The 17,177-nt window shown below is 48.4% G+C and carries 14 protein-coding genes and 1 pseudogene; 9 read left to right on the top strand and 6 right to left on the bottom strand.

Going from position 1 to position 17,177, the window contains the following annotated elements; genetic code table 11:
• Positions 1–103: 103 nt before the first annotated feature.
• Together yfkAB and G4O42_RS03990 are read left to right on the top strand one after the other, a co-directional pair.
• A complete protein-coding gene (yfkAB, locus tag G4O42_RS03995) occupies positions 104–1,225 on the top strand; it encodes a radical SAM/CxCxxxxC motif protein YfkAB (RefSeq protein WP_032872324.1) in 1,122 nt (373 codons plus the stop codon).
• Between the two features lie 6 nt (positions 1,226–1,231).
• Positions 1,232–2,065: a mechanosensitive ion channel family protein gene (locus G4O42_RS03990; RefSeq protein ID WP_007408513.1), complete on the top strand. Its 834-nt coding sequence runs from the start codon at positions 1,232–1,234 to the stop codon at positions 2,063–2,065.
• Between the two features lie 28 nt (positions 2,066–2,093).
• Here the strand turns inward: G4O42_RS03990 and G4O42_RS03985 are convergent, their stop codons facing one another.
• Complete coding sequence (locus G4O42_RS03985) at positions 2,094–2,888, bottom strand: YfkD famly protein (RefSeq protein ID WP_087920754.1); 795 nt, start codon at positions 2,886–2,888, stop codon at positions 2,094–2,096.
• Between the two features lie 70 nt (positions 2,889–2,958).
• The gene (gene cax / locus G4O42_RS03980; protein WP_007610064.1) at positions 2,959–4,014 is read right to left on the bottom strand and encodes a calcium/proton exchanger; all 1,056 of its coding nucleotides are present in this window, start codon (positions 4,012–4,014) and stop codon (positions 2,959–2,961) included.
• A 158-nt stretch (positions 4,015–4,172) separates the two neighbouring features.
• On the opposite strand from cax, the pseudogene G4O42_RS03975 reads away from it, so the two are divergent.
• Positions 4,173–5,349: pseudogene (locus G4O42_RS03975) on the top strand (MFS transporter).
• A gap of 186 nt (positions 5,350–5,535) precedes the next feature.
• On the opposite strand, the gene G4O42_RS03970 reads toward G4O42_RS03975, so the two are convergent.
• From G4O42_RS03970 to G4O42_RS03960, 3 genes are read right to left on the bottom strand one after another with little or no spacing between them, the layout of a single operon-like run.
• Positions 5,536–6,375 carry a YihY family inner membrane protein gene (locus G4O42_RS03970; RefSeq protein WP_032872320.1) on the bottom strand — a complete coding sequence of 280 codons (840 nt, stop codon included), beginning with the start codon at positions 6,373–6,375 and terminating at the stop codon, positions 5,536–5,538.
• Between the two features lie 11 nt (positions 6,376–6,386).
• A complete protein-coding gene (locus G4O42_RS03965; RefSeq protein WP_032872318.1) occupies positions 6,387–6,713 on the bottom strand; it encodes a hypothetical protein in 327 nt (108 codons plus the stop codon).
• 13 nt (positions 6,714–6,726) lie between these two features.
• Positions 6,727–7,200: a low molecular weight protein-tyrosine-phosphatase gene (locus G4O42_RS03960; protein WP_012117078.1), complete on the bottom strand. Its 474-nt coding sequence runs from the start codon at positions 7,198–7,200 to the stop codon at positions 6,727–6,729.
• Positions 7,201–7,355: 155 nt separating this feature from the next.
• Here G4O42_RS03960 and G4O42_RS03955 point away from each other — a divergent pair, with 155 nt between their 5' ends.
• From G4O42_RS03955 to G4O42_RS03935, 5 genes are all read left to right on the top strand, one after another.
• Positions 7,356–7,571: a DUF1128 domain-containing protein gene (locus G4O42_RS03955; protein WP_003155571.1), complete on the top strand. Its 216-nt coding sequence runs from the start codon at positions 7,356–7,358 to the stop codon at positions 7,569–7,571.
• Positions 7,572–7,903: 332 nt separating this feature from the next.
• Positions 7,904–9,097: an MFS transporter gene (locus G4O42_RS03950; RefSeq protein WP_007408506.1), complete on the top strand. Its 1,194-nt coding sequence runs from the start codon at positions 7,904–7,906 to the stop codon at positions 9,095–9,097.
• A gap of 26 nt (positions 9,098–9,123) precedes the next feature.
• Entirely contained in the window at positions 9,124–9,885 is a 762-nt protein-coding gene (aroD, locus tag G4O42_RS03945; protein ID WP_032872316.1) for a type I 3-dehydroquinate dehydratase, read from the top strand.
• 65 nt (positions 9,886–9,950) lie between these two features.
• Positions 9,951–10,835 carry a shikimate dehydrogenase gene (locus G4O42_RS03940; RefSeq protein WP_032872314.1) on the top strand — a complete coding sequence of 295 codons (885 nt, stop codon included), beginning with the start codon at positions 9,951–9,953 and terminating at the stop codon, positions 10,833–10,835.
• 136 nt (positions 10,836–10,971) lie between these two features.
• Complete coding sequence (locus G4O42_RS03935; protein WP_032872311.1) at positions 10,972–12,003, top strand: LacI family DNA-binding transcriptional regulator; 1,032 nt, start codon at positions 10,972–10,974, stop codon at positions 12,001–12,003.
• Between the two features lie 20 nt (positions 12,004–12,023).
• Here the strand turns inward: G4O42_RS03935 and G4O42_RS03930 are convergent, their stop codons facing one another.
• Positions 12,024–12,539, bottom strand: a complete 516-nt coding sequence (locus tag G4O42_RS03930; protein ID WP_003155578.1) for a type 1 glutamine amidotransferase domain-containing protein — start codon at positions 12,537–12,539, stop codon at positions 12,024–12,026.
• Between the two features lie 220 nt (positions 12,540–12,759).
• Here G4O42_RS03930 and G4O42_RS03925 point away from each other — a divergent pair, with 220 nt between their 5' ends.
• A complete protein-coding gene (locus tag G4O42_RS03925; RefSeq protein WP_087920753.1) occupies positions 12,760–17,052 on the top strand; it encodes a multifunctional 2',3'-cyclic-nucleotide 2'-phosphodiesterase/3'-nucleotidase/5'-nucleotidase in 4,293 nt (1,430 codons plus the stop codon).
• Positions 17,053–17,177 lie beyond the last annotated feature (125 nt).

Raw genomic sequence — 17,177 nt, 5'->3', positions numbered from 1 at the left:
CCGTTTTTCAATGGTTCCGCTACTTGCGATCTTGGCAGATCAGGTCTAAAATTAACAGTTGGCAGACGTTAGTATGCCCCATTTATAAAGGAGTTAGATAGTCATGACACAAAACACAACACTGCGTCCGATCACACCGGAGTACGATCCTTGGGAAGCGTACATGGATGTCGACCAGTATGGAGATATGAAACTGACGAACGTTGAATTCACAACGACGACTTTGTGCAATATGAGATGCGAGCACTGCGCCGTCGGGTACACGCTCCAGCCGAAAGACCCGAATGCGCTGCCGATCGACCTTTTATTAAAGCGGCTTGATGAAATTCCTCTGTTACGCTCTATCAGCATTACGGGCGGCGAACCGATGCTTTCGCTGAAATCGGTAAAGGAATACGTCGTCCCGCTTTTAAAATATGCGCATGAACGCGGCGTCCGTACACAGATCAATTCAAACCTGACGCTTGATATCGGGCGCTACGAACGGATTATTCCTTATTTGGACGTTCTTCACATTTCTCACAACTGGGGAACGGTCGAGGACTTTGCCGACATCGGATTTGCGATGATGGAGAAGAAACCGACATTTGAACAGCGGGCGCGCTATTTTGACAAAATGATTGAAAACAGCCGCACGCTTGTCGAAGCAGGCGTAATGGTTTCAGCGGAAACGATGCTGAACAAACGGACGCTGCCGCATATTGAACATATTCACCGGCAGATTACGGAAGAAATGAAATGCCAGCGGCACGAAGTCCATCCGATGTATCCGAGTGATTTCGCCAGCGCGCTTGAATCACTCAGCCTGACGGACATGAGACAGGCTATTCATCATCTGCTCGACATTCGCGATGAAGAGACATGGATGCTGTTCGGTACGCTCCCGTTTTACGCATGCAGCCCTGATGAAGAAGACCAGAAGCTCCTCCGCCGCCTGCGGGAAGCAAAAAACGTTACGGTGCGAAACGACCCTGACGGCCGCTCCCGCCTGAATGTCAACATTTTTGACGGAAATATCATTGTCACGGATTTCGGCGATACACCGCCGCTCGGCAATATTAAAACAGACAGCCTTCCTGAAGCATATGACAAGTGGAGACAGACGAAGCTGAGCAAAGAGCTGAACTGCCGCTGCACAAACGTCCGGTGCCTCGGCCCGAACGTCCTTGTCAAAAACAGTTATTATCAGGATACGGATTTTTCATTACGAAAAGCCAGAGGTTAACAGAAGATGGAAACGACAATTACGGACATTTTGAAAAGCAAAGTGGTTGAGATCATCATCGTCGCTCTCGTGCTTTACGCCGGTGTTTTTTTGATCAACCGCTTTGTCCAGGTGTTATTTAAACGCACGGATTTCTTAGAGGAACGGAAAGGGAAAACGATTGAAAGCCTCGTCCGGTCCATCACCCAGTATACGGCGACGATCGGTTTTATCTTTTACGTCATTTCTTTATTCGTTCATGATTTCGGCCGAATTTTAGCCGGGGCGGGTGTTGCCGGTATCGTCATCGGTTTCGGCGCACAGTCGTTAATCAAGGACATATTGGCCGGTGTCTTTTTGATATACGAACGCCAGCTTCATAAAGGCGATTACGTGACGATTAACAATCTGTTCAACGGCACAGTCGAAGAAATCGGACTCCGTTCCCTCCAGATCCGTGAGTGGACCGGCAAGCTGCTTACCATTTCAAACGGTGAGGTCAGACAGCTTCAAAACTATAACATTGATTTTATGCGGATTACCGAATCCGTCGTGATCAGTTACAAGGAAGATCCCGAGCGGGTATATGCCGTCTTAGAAAAAGCCTGCGACATGCTCAATGATGAGCTTCGCGATTCACTGAAGCGGGATGAATTTCTCAATGCGACGGAGCCGTTTCAAGTACATGGAATTATGAGCCTGAACAAATTGACAAGAGGCATAGAATTTACTGTCAAAGGCATGGTTCAAGACACAGAATACTTCTCGGCGAGCCTTGCGGTGAGACGCGTTCTTGCCCGGGAGCTGTACAACAACAATGTGCAATTGCTTGAGGAAATGTATCACACACAAAAAAGCTGATTCCCGAACCGGAATCAGCTTTTTTTATTTATCTCGGCTGCGCTGTCATTTGAAAACCGAATGTGACGTGATCCTGCACCGGAATCCAAGCCCCGATTCCTTGCGAAGTCACATTTTTGACGACAAGTTTCCGCTTGCTGCCTTTCAGCACCAAATACACTTCACCGTATGTTACTTTTCCTTTTTCATTAACGGCCGGAGCGTAGGCGTGCAGGTAGCCGAGCCGCTGCGGAGAAATTTTGTAGGTTTGATCGCGTTTTGTGCCTGCGCCGATAACCGTTTCAAACGCGAGCGGCAGTTTTGTTTTCTTCATCGCTTTTTGCATCATCATGCTTTTTACGTCTTCTGCGTTCGGCACCTTCGCAGTGAGCCCGCCTTTGATTTTGTATTGCTGTTCTTGGGCGTATGAGATAACCGCGGTTTGCTGCCCGCCCCGGTTATCCGCTCTGTTCGTATTGATTTTTTTATATTCCCAGTTGGCGACCGTTTCGTTCGATTGATAGCCGAGCGCCCATTTCCCGAGAAATATTGTCGCCCGGTATCCGATGGCAAGCGGTGAACCGGAAACCGAGGATTCATTCAGCATCTTTATCAGATGCGGATTTTCGATGTTGATCTCGGATGTATCTAACAATTCCTTTGCCAGTTTGCTCGGCTGAAGCATCGGCTGATCCTGTGAAGCATTCGGATACGTATTTTCCTTTGAAATGCTTACGACAGAGTTGGGAACTTTAAACGGTTTTTTTGCATCGGCAGACGGCGTTGCGAAAAAACTAAAGGATAACAGCAGAATCAGTGTGGCATGAAACAGCTTTCTCATCATATCACTCTTTCTATAGCATTTTCCTTTAGTCTTTTCCTCCGCAATCGTTGTTATCCGCATTTTTTACAGGTTAAAGCAGGAAAAAACCGATCGCCATGATGACATAAGCGGCAAGGAGCGTAGCCCCCTCAAACCAGTTCGAATCACCGTCATTTGAAATCATCGTCATCAAAAGGACGGATGAGATCATCGCGACAAGCTCGGGCAATGTGAATACAAGCGGCATATTGACCGGAAAAAAGATGGAACAGATCACAAGAACCGGAGCCACAAACATGGCGATCTGCAAAGTCGAGCCTACCGCGATTTCAACGGCGACATCCATCTTGTCTTTGTACGCCATAATAATCGCCGACGCATGCTCTGCGGCATTTCCGACGATCGCGACGATAATCACCCCGATAAACAGCTCGCTCCAGCCGAACTGTTCAGCCACCGCATGAAACGTATGGACAAGGTTTTCAGATATGTAGGCGACGATAATGGTTGAAATAAATAAGACGGCTGTCGCTCTTTTCCCCGACCACTCAGGCTGCTCCTCTTCTACCTTTGCCTCCGGCTGATTCGGCTGATAAACACCGCGGTGGGTGACGAGCTTGAAATAAAGAGCCGCCACGTACAAAAGGATCATGATGATGCTGATGCCGACACTCAAATCAAGCTTGTTTTTTTCCCCCATATCCATGGAAAACACTTCGGGAATGACAAAAGCTACGATAATGGCAAAAATCAGCAGGCCGGAATTATGCCGGGCATCATGAATATTGAATTCCTGCCGCTTGTATTTCAAACCGCCGATAAAAAACGACAATCCCGCGACGAGCAGAAGATTGCCGAGCACCGAACCGGTCAGTGAAGCAAGCACGATGCCCGTCAGCCCTTCTTTTAAGGCGAAAAGCGATATAATCAGCTCTACCGCATTGCCGAACGTGGCATTCAGCAGACCGCCGATCCGCGGTCCCGCGATAATGGCAAGAGATTCAGTCGCTCTCCCCATATAACTTGCAAGCGCAATAATCGTCAAGCAATAAATAATAAACAAAACCGCTGACGGCCAGTGCATCAGGCCGCCGATGACTGAAAGCGGCACTCCCGCCGCAGCCGTAAAGAAAAAAATCCGATTCATATCTGCCTGGCTCCTTTTTTCGAATGAGTCTTTTTATATCCTTCTCAAAAACTCCCTCAATTACACTTCCGCGGCAGCCCGAATTGGCATTTTCAGGTTGCCGGACGCGACAAATCCGTGTACGATCAAGAAAGATACTGAAGAAGGAGAAATACGCGATGTCACGACTGTACTTCTATTTTGGTTCTGCTTGTTTCCATCTCCGGATTTTCCCAAGGCATGCTTCTGCCGGTGATCTCCGTCATTTTTGAAACGAACGGGGAATCAGCAGCCATAAACGGACTTCACGCAACCGGCCTTTATATCGGCGTGCTTCTGGCGTCGCCGTTTATGGAGGCCCCGCTGCGCAAGCTCGGGTTCAAACCTCTGATGGTCATGGGCGGATTTCTTGTTATCATCAGCTTATTCAGTTTTATTTGGCTTCAATCCATATGGTTATGGTTTTTTCTTCGGCTCTTTATCGGAATCGGGGATCATATGCTGCATTTTTCAACCCAAACGTGGGTGACGTCAAAGTCAACGCCCCGAAACAGAGGAAGAAACATTTCGCTGTACGGACTGTCCTTCGGGCTCGGATTCGCTGTCGGCCCGTTCATGGTCCCTCTTGTGAAAACAAGTCCGTCCCTTCCGTTCATCGTATCCGGCTGTATCAGTCTTGCCGCCTGGCTGTTTGTATTTGTCTTACGTAATGAGTACCCGGCGCAAGGTCCGGATGAAACATCCGGGGACAATAGCGCAAAACGGTTTTACCGCGCCCTTCTTTTCGGCTGGGTCGCTTTTCTCCCGGCTTTCGGGTACGGTTTTTTAGAAACGGCGCTGAACGGAAGCTTTCCCGTGTACGCCCTGCGTTTAGGCATATCAGTCGATGCCGTCGCGCTGATATTGCCCGCTTTTGCCATCGGAAGTATTGTATTCCAGTTCCCTCTCGGTTTATTAAGCGATCGATTCGGGAGAAAACGTGTCCTGCTCGTCATCTTATTAACGGGTGCCCTTTGCTTTTTGACGGCCGGACTGTTTCCGTCGCCTTCTGTCATCGGCTGCTGCTTTTTCACGGCGGGAATGGCGGTCGGCAGTATGTTTTCTCTCGGCATCAGCTATATGAGCGACCTGCTGCCGTCCCATCTGCTGCCGGCGGGCAATCTGCTCTGCGGCATTTCCTTCAGCCTCGGCAGCATGATCGGCCCGGTGGCGGGCGGCTGGTATATGCAGCGGTTTGAAAGCGCCAATTTGTTTTACTTTATTACGGTGATTCTGGTCTGTATTTGGCTTGCGCTCGTCTTCGGGAAAACAAAGCACAGTCCCGCATCCGAATCCCATTCTTTTCCGGCCTCATAAAAAAAGCCGCCTGATCTAAGTCAGGCGGCTTCTTTCTAGTGGTATCCGTTCTGCCCGTTAGCGCTTCCGCTTGTTTTATTCTTCGGGCCGTTTTTTGAATTTTGTTTATTATGGCTTCCGCCTTTTTTCGTATGCTTGGTCATAGCCGATTCCCTCCGTTTTTCAGCTTGAACGTCATCCGTTCCTCTATAGCTTGCTCCCGCGGTACGGATTTTCATCAGGAAGCTTTTTACGTTTATGTAAAAGCGCGTTGATTTCTCCTCCTAAAATCAGCAGTGTTCCCGTAAGGTAAAACCAGATCATAAGGACGATAATTCCCCCGATGCTCCCGTATGTGGCGCTGTAGTTGGCAAAGGTGCCGACGTAAAATGAGAACAGCATACTGACGATAATCCAGCCGGCTGCCGCAAATACGGCTCCCGGCAGGACAAAACGGAGGGAAAGCCTTTTATTCGGCGCGAAAATGTAAAGCGCGGTAAACACGATTAACAGGATAAGCGGACTGATACCCCAGCGGACAACCGACCACACCTGCAAAAACAGGCCGGAAGCGCCGATGAAATCTGCGGCCAGCATTCCGATTTCTCTGCCGAACACCGGCAGAAGCAGTGCGATTAAAATCGTAACCACCATCGCGATGGTTAAAAAAATTGAGGTCAGGCGAATGATGATAAATGAGCGGTTTTCCTCGACTTCGTAGGCATGGTTAAATGCTCTGACAATCGCGTTCATGCCATTCGAAGCCGACCAGATGACGGCGATAATCCCGAATGACAAAAGCCCGCCGCTGCGCTTGTTCAGCGTTTGCTCCGTTATGGATTTCACCATAGACATGGCGCTGTCGGGCGCGTATTGATCGACCGCCCCGAGCACGTCTTCTGCCGATATGGGAAGATAGGCGGTGAGCGTCAGCATGAAAATCATCAACGGAAACAATGACAGCAGGAAAAAATACGCCAGCTCCGCCGATTTACTTTGTCCTTCATGCAGTGAAAACCTTGCAAACAGCTCTTTTATAAAACCCATGACATCCCACCTCAATGATCGTTTTTCGAAAAATGCTCCTTCGTTTCTTTTAACAGGTCAATGACCTGCGGCGTCGTCTGCTTCAGCTTGGTGATCTGCCCGTTTAAAAAACTCAGATCTTCCGATACGGTATTGGCGATGATTTTCACTTGATCAAGTTTTGCGGAAGCCTGCTGTTTCAGGGCTTCAGGATGTTTTCGGTAAAATGCCGCACGGCGCCTGCACGCGTCCATGTTCCGGAAACATCCCTCTCTCGTGGGCTTATGTAATAAGGACAGTGCTCCGCCGGCGGCAGCGCCGATCAGAATCGCTTTTGCCATGATGCGTGTCTGCTTCATCGGTCAATCCCCCTTATAAGTGATGGTCTTTCTTTATTGTCTCCAGCAAATGACGGCACCCGGACTCGACCAAAGCGTACACCTCGCTGAAATTCCCGGTATAATACGGATCGGGCACGTCCGCAAGGTCCGACTCCGGTACATAATCAAGCAGCCTTGCAATACGCGGCGCCGCTTTTTTATAACCGGCCATGCTGCGCAGATGTCCGATATTTTCTGCATCCATCGCAATGACGTAATCAAAATCGGTCAGATCAGACTCACGGACCTGCCTCGCCGTGATGCCGCTTGCGCTGATCCCTTTCTTCTTTAGGATCTCCTTTGTCCCTTCATGCGGCGGATTTCCCGCATGCCAGGCGCCGATTCCCGCTGAATCAATGTTAATCTGCCCGTTCAGCCCGTTTTTCTTCACCATATCAGAAAATACCGCCTCTGCCATAGGCGACCGGCAAATATTTCCCAGACAGACAAACAGCACATGTATCATATCAATAACCTCCCTATTCTTTCCCCGCATTTTGAGGATCAAAAACCTTATCATCATCTTAGCAACTTTTCTGCGGCTGTGGAAATAAGCTTTTATTCTAAATGAATTCTGTTAGAATAAAGGGTACGAAAACGGTCATGAAAGGATGCATGAATTTGCCGAGCCAACAAACAGAAACGTTAAACAAAATGATTGAAGACATTTCGCAAAAGCTCAACATGCTCAATGTCGGTGTCATCAGAGCGGAAGATTTCAGTGATGAAAAAATAGAAGATCTTACATACCTTCATCAAATGGTGATGAAAAAAGCATCATTCAGCCCGAGTGAAATGCAGGCCATTGCCGAGGAGCTCGCCTCTCTCAGAAAATAAACCCATGTCAGACCTGCCGAAAAACGGCGGGTCTTTTTTGATTTAAAAAAGTAAAAAATAAAAGTTCATCGGTTTGACACATATAAAAAGAAGGAGTATAGTAACTGTGAACTTGGTAGAACGATATACTAAATGAGCGGGCCGCTTATCTTTTTTTATTTAGTAGAACGATATACTCATTGTGATATCAGCGTTATTCAAGTTTGTCTCAGCAGCCGTTTTATCAAACAGTTTTCAAAGAAAGGCAGTGGTTCAATAAAGGGGAATGGATCTGCGCTTATCAATTTAAAAAATAATTTAATTCTTTATTAACCGCATTAGGGGATGTCATCATGAAAAACATATACACCAAAATGGCAGCGGGTCTTTATATTAACTATTTCCTGCTGGGCATGATCAATATTATTATCGCATCCAATATGGAGGCATTATCAAAACAGCTTCATACATCCGCAGCCGGGGTCAGCTATTTGGTCTCCGCCATCGGGATCGGAAAGCTGATTTCGCTTCTGTTTGCCGGGAAGCTTTCGGATACATTCGGGAGACGGCCGTTTATCGTGTCGGGCGCCTTTCTGTATCTGATTTTCCTAATCGGAATTCCGCTTTCGACAAACTACACGGCCGCGTTTATCTTCGCCATTTTCGCCGGGATCGCCAATTCCTTTTTGGATTCCGGGACATATCCGGCGCTTATTGAAGGATTTCCGAAAAACGCAAGCTCTGCAACCGTGTTAATCAAAGCGTTTGTATCCATCGGTGCGACGGTGCTTCCGTTTTTTATCGCGTTTATTGCGGACAGGCATTTGTTTTACGGCTGGACGTTTTTCGTACCGGGCATTATTTTCTTCCTGAACGGCTTTTTCCTGTTAAAAGTTCCGTTTCCGAATCATAAGCAAAAAGAAGACGGCGGCCGGACGGAAGCCTCTCCGTCTGATGACGCGTTCACATCACAGCCGTCGATATGGCGCGAAGGTCTTGCGATCATTCTGTTAGGCTTTTCATCTACGGCGCTGTTTATGCTCGTTCAAGTATGGCTTCCTAAGTTCGGGCAAACCGTTTTGGGCATGCCTGAGGTGCAGGCCGTCAAATTGTTGAGCTATTACAGCATCGGGGCGCTTGTATCCGTATTATTGCTGGCTGTGCTGTTAAACAGAGTGATTCAGCCGATTACGGTAATGGTGCTGTACCCTGTGATCGCGGCAATCGCGCTGCTTGCTCTGATTTTCATTCATCAGCCGGCCGTATCGGTCATCAGCTCCTTTGTCATCGGACTTTCAACTGCGGGCATTCTGCAATTGGCGATGACGGTTATGGCTGTTTTATTCCCTAAAAATAAAGGTACGATCACATCTTTTGTTAATATAGCATCAAGCTTATCTTTTATTGTCATTCCGCTTGTAACGGGAGCGATATCCAAAGCGGCCGGCCTGACGCCTGTTTTTCTGCTTGATATCGGAATTGCGGCCGTCAGCGCCCTTCTCGCATTGTTTATCGGAATCCGCTTTAAGCAAGTGATGAAAGCCTGACTATTTTTTAAGGGAGAGGATTTATCATGCAATCTATCACGATCAGAAACACGGTCATCGGCGAAGGGCTTCCGAAGATCATTGTGCCGCTGATGGCGGCCGGAGAGAAAGAACTGCTCGAAGAAATTGAAGCCGTCAACAGGCTTCGCCCGGATATCATTGAGTGGCGGGCGGATGTGTACGAGCACGTTGACAGCCTGAACGCCGTAAAAAGCATGCTTGAAAAGCTGCGGAAAGCCGCAGGCGCAACACCGCTGCTTTTCACATTCAGAACTCATAAAGAAGGCGGAAATAAAGTTATTGATGATCGCTTTTACATTGAATTGCTTAAAACCGCCATCGAAACAAAACACATTGACCTTGTGGACGTTGAGTTGTTTACGGGAGAAGCGGAAGTCAAATCAATTGTGAAAACCGCTGAAGACAACGGCGTATATGTCGTCATGTCCAATCATGATTTTCATCAGACACCGAAAAAAGAAGAAATCATTTCCCGGCTGCGGAACATGCAGGCGTACGGCGCGCACATTCCGAAAATCGCGGTGATGCCGCAAAGCACTGAAGATGTTTTCGTCTTATTGGATGCCACTCACACGATGAAAACACAATACGCGGACCGGCCGATCATCACAATGTCAATGGCGGGGACAGGCCTGATCAGCCGCCTGGCCGGCGAAGTCTTCGGCTCAGCGTGCACGTTCGGAGCGGGCAAAGAAGCATCAGCGCCCGGACAGATTCCCGTTGAAGAATTGCGCAGCGTACTCAGCATTTTAAATAAACATATGTAATCAGCGTTTTTCTGCCCTCAAAGCGGGATGAAAAACAAATGAATGGACTTACGGAGGAATACATCATGAAGAAAGAATTAGGACGGATTAACGGAAAAACTCAGCTTATCGGATTATTCGCGACACCGATCGGACACTCTTTATCTCCGGCGATGCACAACCTGGCGTTTAAAAAATTAGGATTGAACTACGCTTACCTCGCGTTTGAAGTCGGCAATGAACAGCTGGAAGATGTGGTAACGGGAATGCGCGCCTTAAACGTCAGAGGATTCAATGTCTCGATGCCGAACAAGATGAACATTCTCCCTTACCTCGATGAACTCGCGGATTCAGCGAAATTCACCGGCGCGGTGAATACAGTCGTTAATGAAAACGGCAAACTGATCGGACACTCCACTGACGGTATGGGATACGTCCGCAACTTAAAAGAACACGGCATCAATATCACAGGCAAAAAAATGACGCTGGTCGGTTCCGGCGGGGCCGCCACTCCGATAGCGATTCAATCCGCATTGGAAGGCCTCGGAGAAATCTCTATTTTCGCCCGCAATGACGCGTTTTTCGAAAAAGCGGAAGAAAACGTCCGCATCATCAATGAAGAAATGAAGGGATCTTCTTGCAAAGCGAAAGTCTTCCCGCTCGAAGATCAAGATGCGCTGCGTGCTGAAATCGCTTCAAGCGATATTTTCACAAACGGAACGGGTGTCGGTATGAAACCGCTTGAAGGCTTGAGCGTCATTGAAGATACATCCATGCTCCGTCCTGATTTGATTGTGACAGACGTCGTTTACAACCCCGTGACGTCGAAATTGCTTGAACAAGCTCAAGCGGCCGGCTGCAACACCATTAACGGCCTCGGCATGATGCTTTGGCAGGGCGCCATGGCGTTTGAATATTGGACAGGCCGTGAAATGCCGGTTCAGTATATTAAAGAGCAAATGTTTGAATAACCTATTGTGACAGAAGCGCCGAAGGACAATCCGTCTTCCGGCGCTTTATCATTTTCTCCCCCTCTCTCTTTCTTCTCAGCCTCCAAAACGCTTATAATGGATGTAACGAATAAAAACCAAGTGAGGAATGCGACGTATGAAACAGCAAAAAAAACGCCGGGTGACATTGCAGCAGGTCGCTGAGCATGCCGGCGTCTCAACATCCACCGCTTCATTAATTGTCCGCAATAATCCCCGAATTTCCGAAGCGACCCGTGAGAAAGTGCTGCAATCCATGCGGGAGCTGGGGTACGTATATGATCGGGTTGCCGCGAATTTACGATCACAGACGTCCACAACGGTAGGATTGATTATCACTGACATTTCCAATACGTTTTTCTCAGAGTTTCTGATCGGCGTTCAGAATACGCTTGAGGAAGTCGGATTAACGGTGCTGTTAGGCACGACATTTGATTCCGTCGCCAAGCAGGAGCAGCTGATCTCGACCATGCTGGAGCACAGGGTAGGCGGATTGATTTTGTGTCCGGTTTCAGGTACGGCTGAGGAAACCCTTTCCCGCCTTGAGCAGCTTGACATTCCGGTCGTGCTCGCCGTCAGGGAGATTGCCGATGCCGACTGTGATTTTGTCGGAGCCGATTATGAGGAAGGCACCTATAAGGCAGTGCGTCATTTCATTGAGAAAGGCCATCAGGAGATTGCGTTTCTGGGCGGCGTGAAGCACTCGTCAACATGGACGAAACGTATGAAAGGGTTTAAAAAAGCGCTCCGTGAAGCGGATCTGGAAGTAAAAAATGACTATGTCATTGACAGCACGCCGACCCGCGAAGCAGGCTGTGAAGCCGTGACGGAGCTCCTCCGCCGGTCTGAGCGCCCGACCGCGATTTTCTGCTTCAGTGATTTGGTCGCGTTCGGCGTCATGCAAGGGATCAGAAAAGCCGGGCTCATTCCGGGCGAAGATATTGACATTGTCGGCTTTGATAACGTGCCGGAAGCTGAAATTTCTTATCCCCCGCTTACAACCGTTTCTTCCTTTCCGCGGCAGTCGGGAAAAGAAGCGGCTCAATTGCTGCATCATAAAATCACCAATTCCCAGCACAAAAAACAACGCATTATTCTGGCGCCTGAGCTGGTCATCCGGGAATCTTCACAAAAAAAGCGGAACGCCTGATACGGCGCTCCGCTTTTATATTACGCAAGCAGTTTTAATGATTCGCGGTTGAATGCCGGAATGTCATCCGGTGTGCGGCTTGTGACCAGCTGGTTCTGACAGACGACAACTTCTTCATCCACCACATTCGCGCCCGCGTTTTCCATGTCGATTCGGATAGAAGTAAATCCTGTCGCTTTGCGCCCGTCCAATGCTTTCGCGTTGATAAGAAGCTGAGGTCCGTGGCAGATGGCGAACACCGGTTTTTTATCATCCATAAACGCTTTGGCAAATTGGACGAAACGGTCATCCGCACGCAGCATGTCAGGAGAGAATCCGCCCGGGATCAGCAATGCGTCAAAGTCTTTCGGATTCACATCATCGATGGACGCGTCCACTTTCACTTCCGCTTCCCCTTGTTTGCCTTTGACTGTTTTTCCTTTTTCCTGTTCAATTACGGTTAATTCATGACCTGCATCTTTAAAAGCTTTCGCAGGTTCAGTATACTCGACATCCTCAAAATAATCCGTTAATACAACTGCAATTTTTTTACCCATAGTTACTACCTCCTGCTTGATGAAGTCTACATAAATCTATGTACCCCAGCCACACTAACATCAAACATAGGTAACGCGTTTGCCGCTCATCCGTTTTACATAGGTCATTATCCTCATTTTTCATCTTTTTACAAGAATCATCATGAAATCTATATGAACTTTCACAAAATATTCTTACAATGGTACTGCATGACAAAATTTGTTGAAAGGTGGAGAACAGGTGAGAATACAGAAAAGACGATGCAGCGTCAATATGACACTCCGTATTCTGCTGCCCCTAGTTATGATACTTAGTCTAATCCTCCCAACATCACCCATTAAAGCAGAAGAAAACAAATCCTCCAGTGTGAATCTCAGCATTTTAGCCACAACTGACGTTCACGCTAACATGATGGACTACGATTACTACAGCGACAAACCGACAACGGAATTCGGGCTGGCCAGAACGGCTCAGCTTATTGAGAAGCACAGGCGCGAAAACCCGAATACGCTGCTTGTCGATAACGGAGACCTGATTCAGGGGAATCCCCTCGGAGAATACGCCGTAAAATATGAGAAAAATGATATCATTTCAGGCGCAAAGACCCATCCGATCATTGAAGTGATGAACAGTCTGCATTATGACGCAGGAACACTCGGCAATCATGAATTTAATTACGGGCTTGAATTTCTGGACGGGACAATCAAAGGCGCTGATTATCCGATCGTCAACGCCAATGTGAAAACATTAAGCGGCGAAAACCGTTATACGCCTTATGTCATAAAAGACAAAACCGTCACGGATGAAAAAGGCGGCAAGCATCAGATAAAAGTCGGCTACATCGGCTTTGTTCCTCCCCAAATCATGACGTGGGATAAGAAAAATCTCGAAGGCCACGTTCAGGTCGAAGACATTGTGGAATCCGCAAAGAAAACCGTTCCGAAAATGAAAGCTGAAGGAGCCGATATCGTCATCGCCCTCGCCCACAGCGGCATCGAAAAAAAAGCGCAGTCTTCCGGAGCGGAAAACGCCGTTTTTGACCTGGCAACGAAAGTCGCCGGAATTGACGCGATCGTATCCGGCCATCAGCACGGGCTTTTCCCTGATGCCGAATACAAAGGCGCTGATCAATTCGACGTCGATAAAGGCACGATTAACGGCATCCCCGTTGTTATGTCAAGCAGCTGGGGCAAATATGCGGGCGTCATCGACCTCCGGCTTAAAAAAACAGACAGCGCGTGGCATGTGGAAGATGCAAAAGGCAGCATCGAGCCGATTGCCGGCAATGTGACGTCGGAAAACGAAACCGTCGTCAATACCGTCAAAAAAGCGCACGAAGGCACTTTGAAATACATCAGAGAACCCGTCGGCCAGACAAAAGCCGATATCAACAGTTTCTTCGCCCAAGTCAAAGATGATCCGTCCATTCAAATCGTAACGGATGCGCAAAAATGGTACGCCGAAAATAAGATGAAGGATACGGAATACAAAGATCTGCCTATCCTCTCGGCGGGCGCCCCGTTTAAAGCCGGCGGGCGGAACGGCTCAAACTACTATACAAACATTTCCGCAGGCGACCTCGCCATCAAAAATATCGGCGATTTGTACCTGTATGACAACACGGTTCAGATCGTCAAGCTGAACGGAAGCGAAGTGAAGGACTGGCTCGAAATGTCCGCGGGGCAATTTAATCAGATCGATCAGGCAAAAGGCGGCAGCCAAGCGCTTTTAAATGATGCCTACCGCTCATACAATTTTGATGTCATTGACGGTGTCACCTATCAGGTCGATGTCACAAAACCGGCGAAATACAACGAAAACGGAACAGTCATTCATCCCGATGCAAGCCGGATCGTCAACCTTTCTTATCAAGGAAAGCCCGTCAGCGCCAAGCAGGAATTTCTGATCGTCACAAATAATTACCGCGCTTCAGGCGGCGGAGGATTCCCTCACTTAAGCAATGATAAAATCGTATATTCATCAGCCGATGAGAACAGGCAGGTCTTAATGGATTACATCATACAGCAGAAAACGATTAATCCGCAGGCTGATCATAACTGGTCCATCCTTCCGGTCAAAGGGACAAACCTGACATTTGAATCTTCCTTGGCCGCAAAGCCGTTTGCCGACCGCGCAGATGACGTCGCCTATATCGGTGAATCACAAAACGCGGGCTACGGACAGTACAAGCTCCAATTCAAAGATGATGAACCGGGCACAGATCCGCCGAAAGATGATGCATGGAAACTCACCGTTATGCATACAAACGACACGCACGCCCACCTTGATAACGCGGCGAGGCGGATGACGAAAATCAAGAAAATCAGAAGCGAAACCGACCGCAGCATTTTACTGGATGCGGGAGACGTTTTTTCAGGCGATCTCTATTTCACAAAGTGGCAGGGGCTGGCTGATTTAAAATTGATGAACAGCATGGGCTACGACGCAATGACCTTCGGAAATCATGAGTTTGATAAAGGACCGGGTGCTCTCGCCAGCTTCCTGAGCGGTAACGGGAGCGCGGCTGACCCGTCCGGAAAATACGATTTCCAAGCGCCTGACTTCCCGCTCGTCAGCTCAAATGTCGATGTGTCCAAAGAGTCAAAACTCAGACCATTCATGAAAAAAGCAGACACATTTACGGCAGGGAAAAAGAAAAAAGCAGGCATCTATCCATATATTCTGCTTGATGTAAACGGAGAAAAAGTCGCCGTATTCGGCTTAACGACAGAAGATACGTCCGTCACATCAAGCCCGGGAAAAAGCATTGTCTTTCATGATGCCTTCCAATCCGCACAAGATACGGTAAAAGAAATAAAGAACAAAGAACATGTCAATAAAATTATCGCCCTGACCCATATCGGGCATCAGCGTGATCTCGATCTTGCCAAAAAAGTAAAAGGCATCGACTTAATCGTCGGCGGACATACGCATACGCTTGTAGATAAAATGGAAATTGTTAAAAACGAAGAGCCGACCATCGTCGCTCAGGCAAAAGAATACGGCGAATATTTAGGCCGTGTCGATGTCGCATTTGACAAAAACGGCGTCGTTCTGCCGGAACAATCCTCTCTTCAAGCGCTGCCGGTGAACGAGCAGACGAAAGAAGACCCGGGTCTGAAAAAAGAGCTTGATCCGTTTAAAAAAGAGCTCGTCTCAGTCAAAAATGAAAAAGTCGGCTCAACGAAGGTCGCACTTGACGGCCAGCGCGAGCATGTCCGCTCCAAAGAAACCAATCTCGGAAACTTCATCGCGGACGGCATGCTGCAAAAAGCGAAGGAAGCGGCCGGCGCCCAAATCGCGATCACAAACGGGGGCGGCATCCGCGCGGGCATTGATAAAGGAGACATCACACTCGGCGATGTGCTGAATGTAATGCCGTTCGGCAACACGCTTTACGTCGCGGATTTAACCGGCAAACAGATCAAACAAGCCTTGGAACAAGGGTTAAGCGGAATTGAGGCTCAAGGCGGCGCCTTCCCTCAAGTTGCCGGTTTAACATACACGTTTACACTGAATAAAAAGCCGGGACACCGCGTTCTTCAAGCTGCGGCCGTACAGGATGACGGCAGCGTAAAGCCGATTTCTGATAAGAAGACATACAGAGTCGCCACCAGTAACTTTGTCGGTGAAGGCGGAGACGGATATTCCGTCTTTAACGAAGCGTCCCATAAAGAAGACCTTGGCTTTGTCGACTATGAGGTCTTCACCGAGCAGCTTGAAAAAGCGGGAAAAGCGGTGGAACCGAAAGTTGACGGCCGCGCGCAGGAAGTGTACCTGCCGACGAAACAAAAAAACGGTTCGTGGACGCTTGAAGATGACAGCGCATTTGCCGTTTATGCCAAAAACGCCAACACGCCGATCGTGTATTACGATAAGAATGACGGCGCCAAAAAGCCGATTGATCTCAGCGTGACAAAAAAACAAATCAGCCTGTTAAAGGACAGAACATCGGATTCTTCCCTTACGATCCTGCATGACAAGTTCAGCATGAAAATGCCGATGGCAAACGCTGCTTCAGCTGATACACGATTCGGCGTGACGCCGAAAGGAAAAGTAAGCGGGGCGCTTTCAAATGTATACGACTTTACAATGAAGCAGAAAAACAAAGACATCAAAACATTCAAAGCGCCGGTAAAGCTCACCCTGCGCATTGAGAATACGAAAAAGGCGAAACAGCCCGGCATTTACCATGTAGACCGGAAAAAGAACGTCTATACAAAAACAGACAACGGTTCGGTTTCACACGATCTCGTCACGGGCTATACAAATCATTTCAGTGAATACACCATATTAAACGCAAACACGAAGAGCGCGCCGCCGACAAGCGGAGACCACGGCTCCGGAAAGCAGCCAAGCGGACAAAAACCGTCATCCGGCCCTGCACAGGACGGGGTATCGCCGGGCGGCCTGCTTCCTGATACGGCCACGACGATGTATTCCATCCTTCTTGCCGGGTTACTCATCAGCGCGCTCGGAACGGCACTGTATCTGCATCAAAGAAGAAAAGCAAAAAAAGTGAACGAAGCATAAAAAGACCGCTTTTATCGTGCGGTTCATCCCAAGAGCTCTCCTGATCTGAAATCAGGGGAGCTTTTTCTCTCGGTCCCCTTCTGAGTCGACAGCCGTACGGCCGAATGATAAAATATGACCGTTAT

The organism is Bacillus sp. LUNF1, from assembly GCF_011008975.1.
GTDB classification, from domain to species: Bacteria; Bacillota; Bacilli; order Bacillales; family Bacillaceae; genus Bacillus; species Bacillus velezensis.
The sequence above is the reverse complement of the archived record's forward strand: the minus strand, read 5'-3'. Positions and strand labels throughout refer to the sequence as shown.

Excerpts from the sequence above, each read along its gene's own strand:
- yfkAB (WP_032872324.1), top strand. The coding sequence starts at position 104 with ATGACACAAAACACAACACTGCGTCCGATCACACCGGAGTACGATCCT.
- G4O42_RS03990 (WP_007408513.1), top strand. The coding sequence starts at position 1,232 with ATGGAAACGACAATTACGGACATTTTGAAAAGCAAAGTGGTTGAGATC.
- G4O42_RS03985 (WP_087920754.1), bottom strand. The coding sequence starts at position 2,888 with ATGATGAGAAAGCTGTTTCATGCCACACTGATTCTGCTGTTATCCTTT.
- cax (WP_007610064.1), bottom strand. The coding sequence starts at position 4,014 with ATGAATCGGATTTTTTTCTTTACGGCTGCGGCGGGAGTGCCGCTTTCA.
- G4O42_RS03970 (WP_032872320.1), bottom strand. The coding sequence starts at position 6,375 with ATGGGTTTTATAAAAGAGCTGTTTGCAAGGTTTTCACTGCATGAAGGA.
- G4O42_RS03965 (WP_032872318.1), bottom strand. The coding sequence starts at position 6,713 with ATGAAGCAGACACGCATCATGGCAAAAGCGATTCTGATCGGCGCTGCC.
- G4O42_RS03960 (WP_012117078.1), bottom strand. The coding sequence starts at position 7,200 with ATGATACATGTGCTGTTTGTCTGTCTGGGAAATATTTGCCGGTCGCCT.
- G4O42_RS03950 (WP_007408506.1), top strand. The coding sequence starts at position 7,904 with ATGAAAAACATATACACCAAAATGGCAGCGGGTCTTTATATTAACTAT.
- aroD (WP_032872316.1), top strand. The coding sequence starts at position 9,124 with ATGCAATCTATCACGATCAGAAACACGGTCATCGGCGAAGGGCTTCCG.
- G4O42_RS03940 (WP_032872314.1), top strand. The coding sequence starts at position 9,951 with ATGAAGAAAGAATTAGGACGGATTAACGGAAAAACTCAGCTTATCGGA.
- G4O42_RS03935 (WP_032872311.1), top strand. The coding sequence starts at position 10,972 with ATGAAACAGCAAAAAAAACGCCGGGTGACATTGCAGCAGGTCGCTGAG.
- G4O42_RS03930 (WP_003155578.1), bottom strand. The coding sequence starts at position 12,539 with ATGGGTAAAAAAATTGCAGTTGTATTAACGGATTATTTTGAGGATGTC.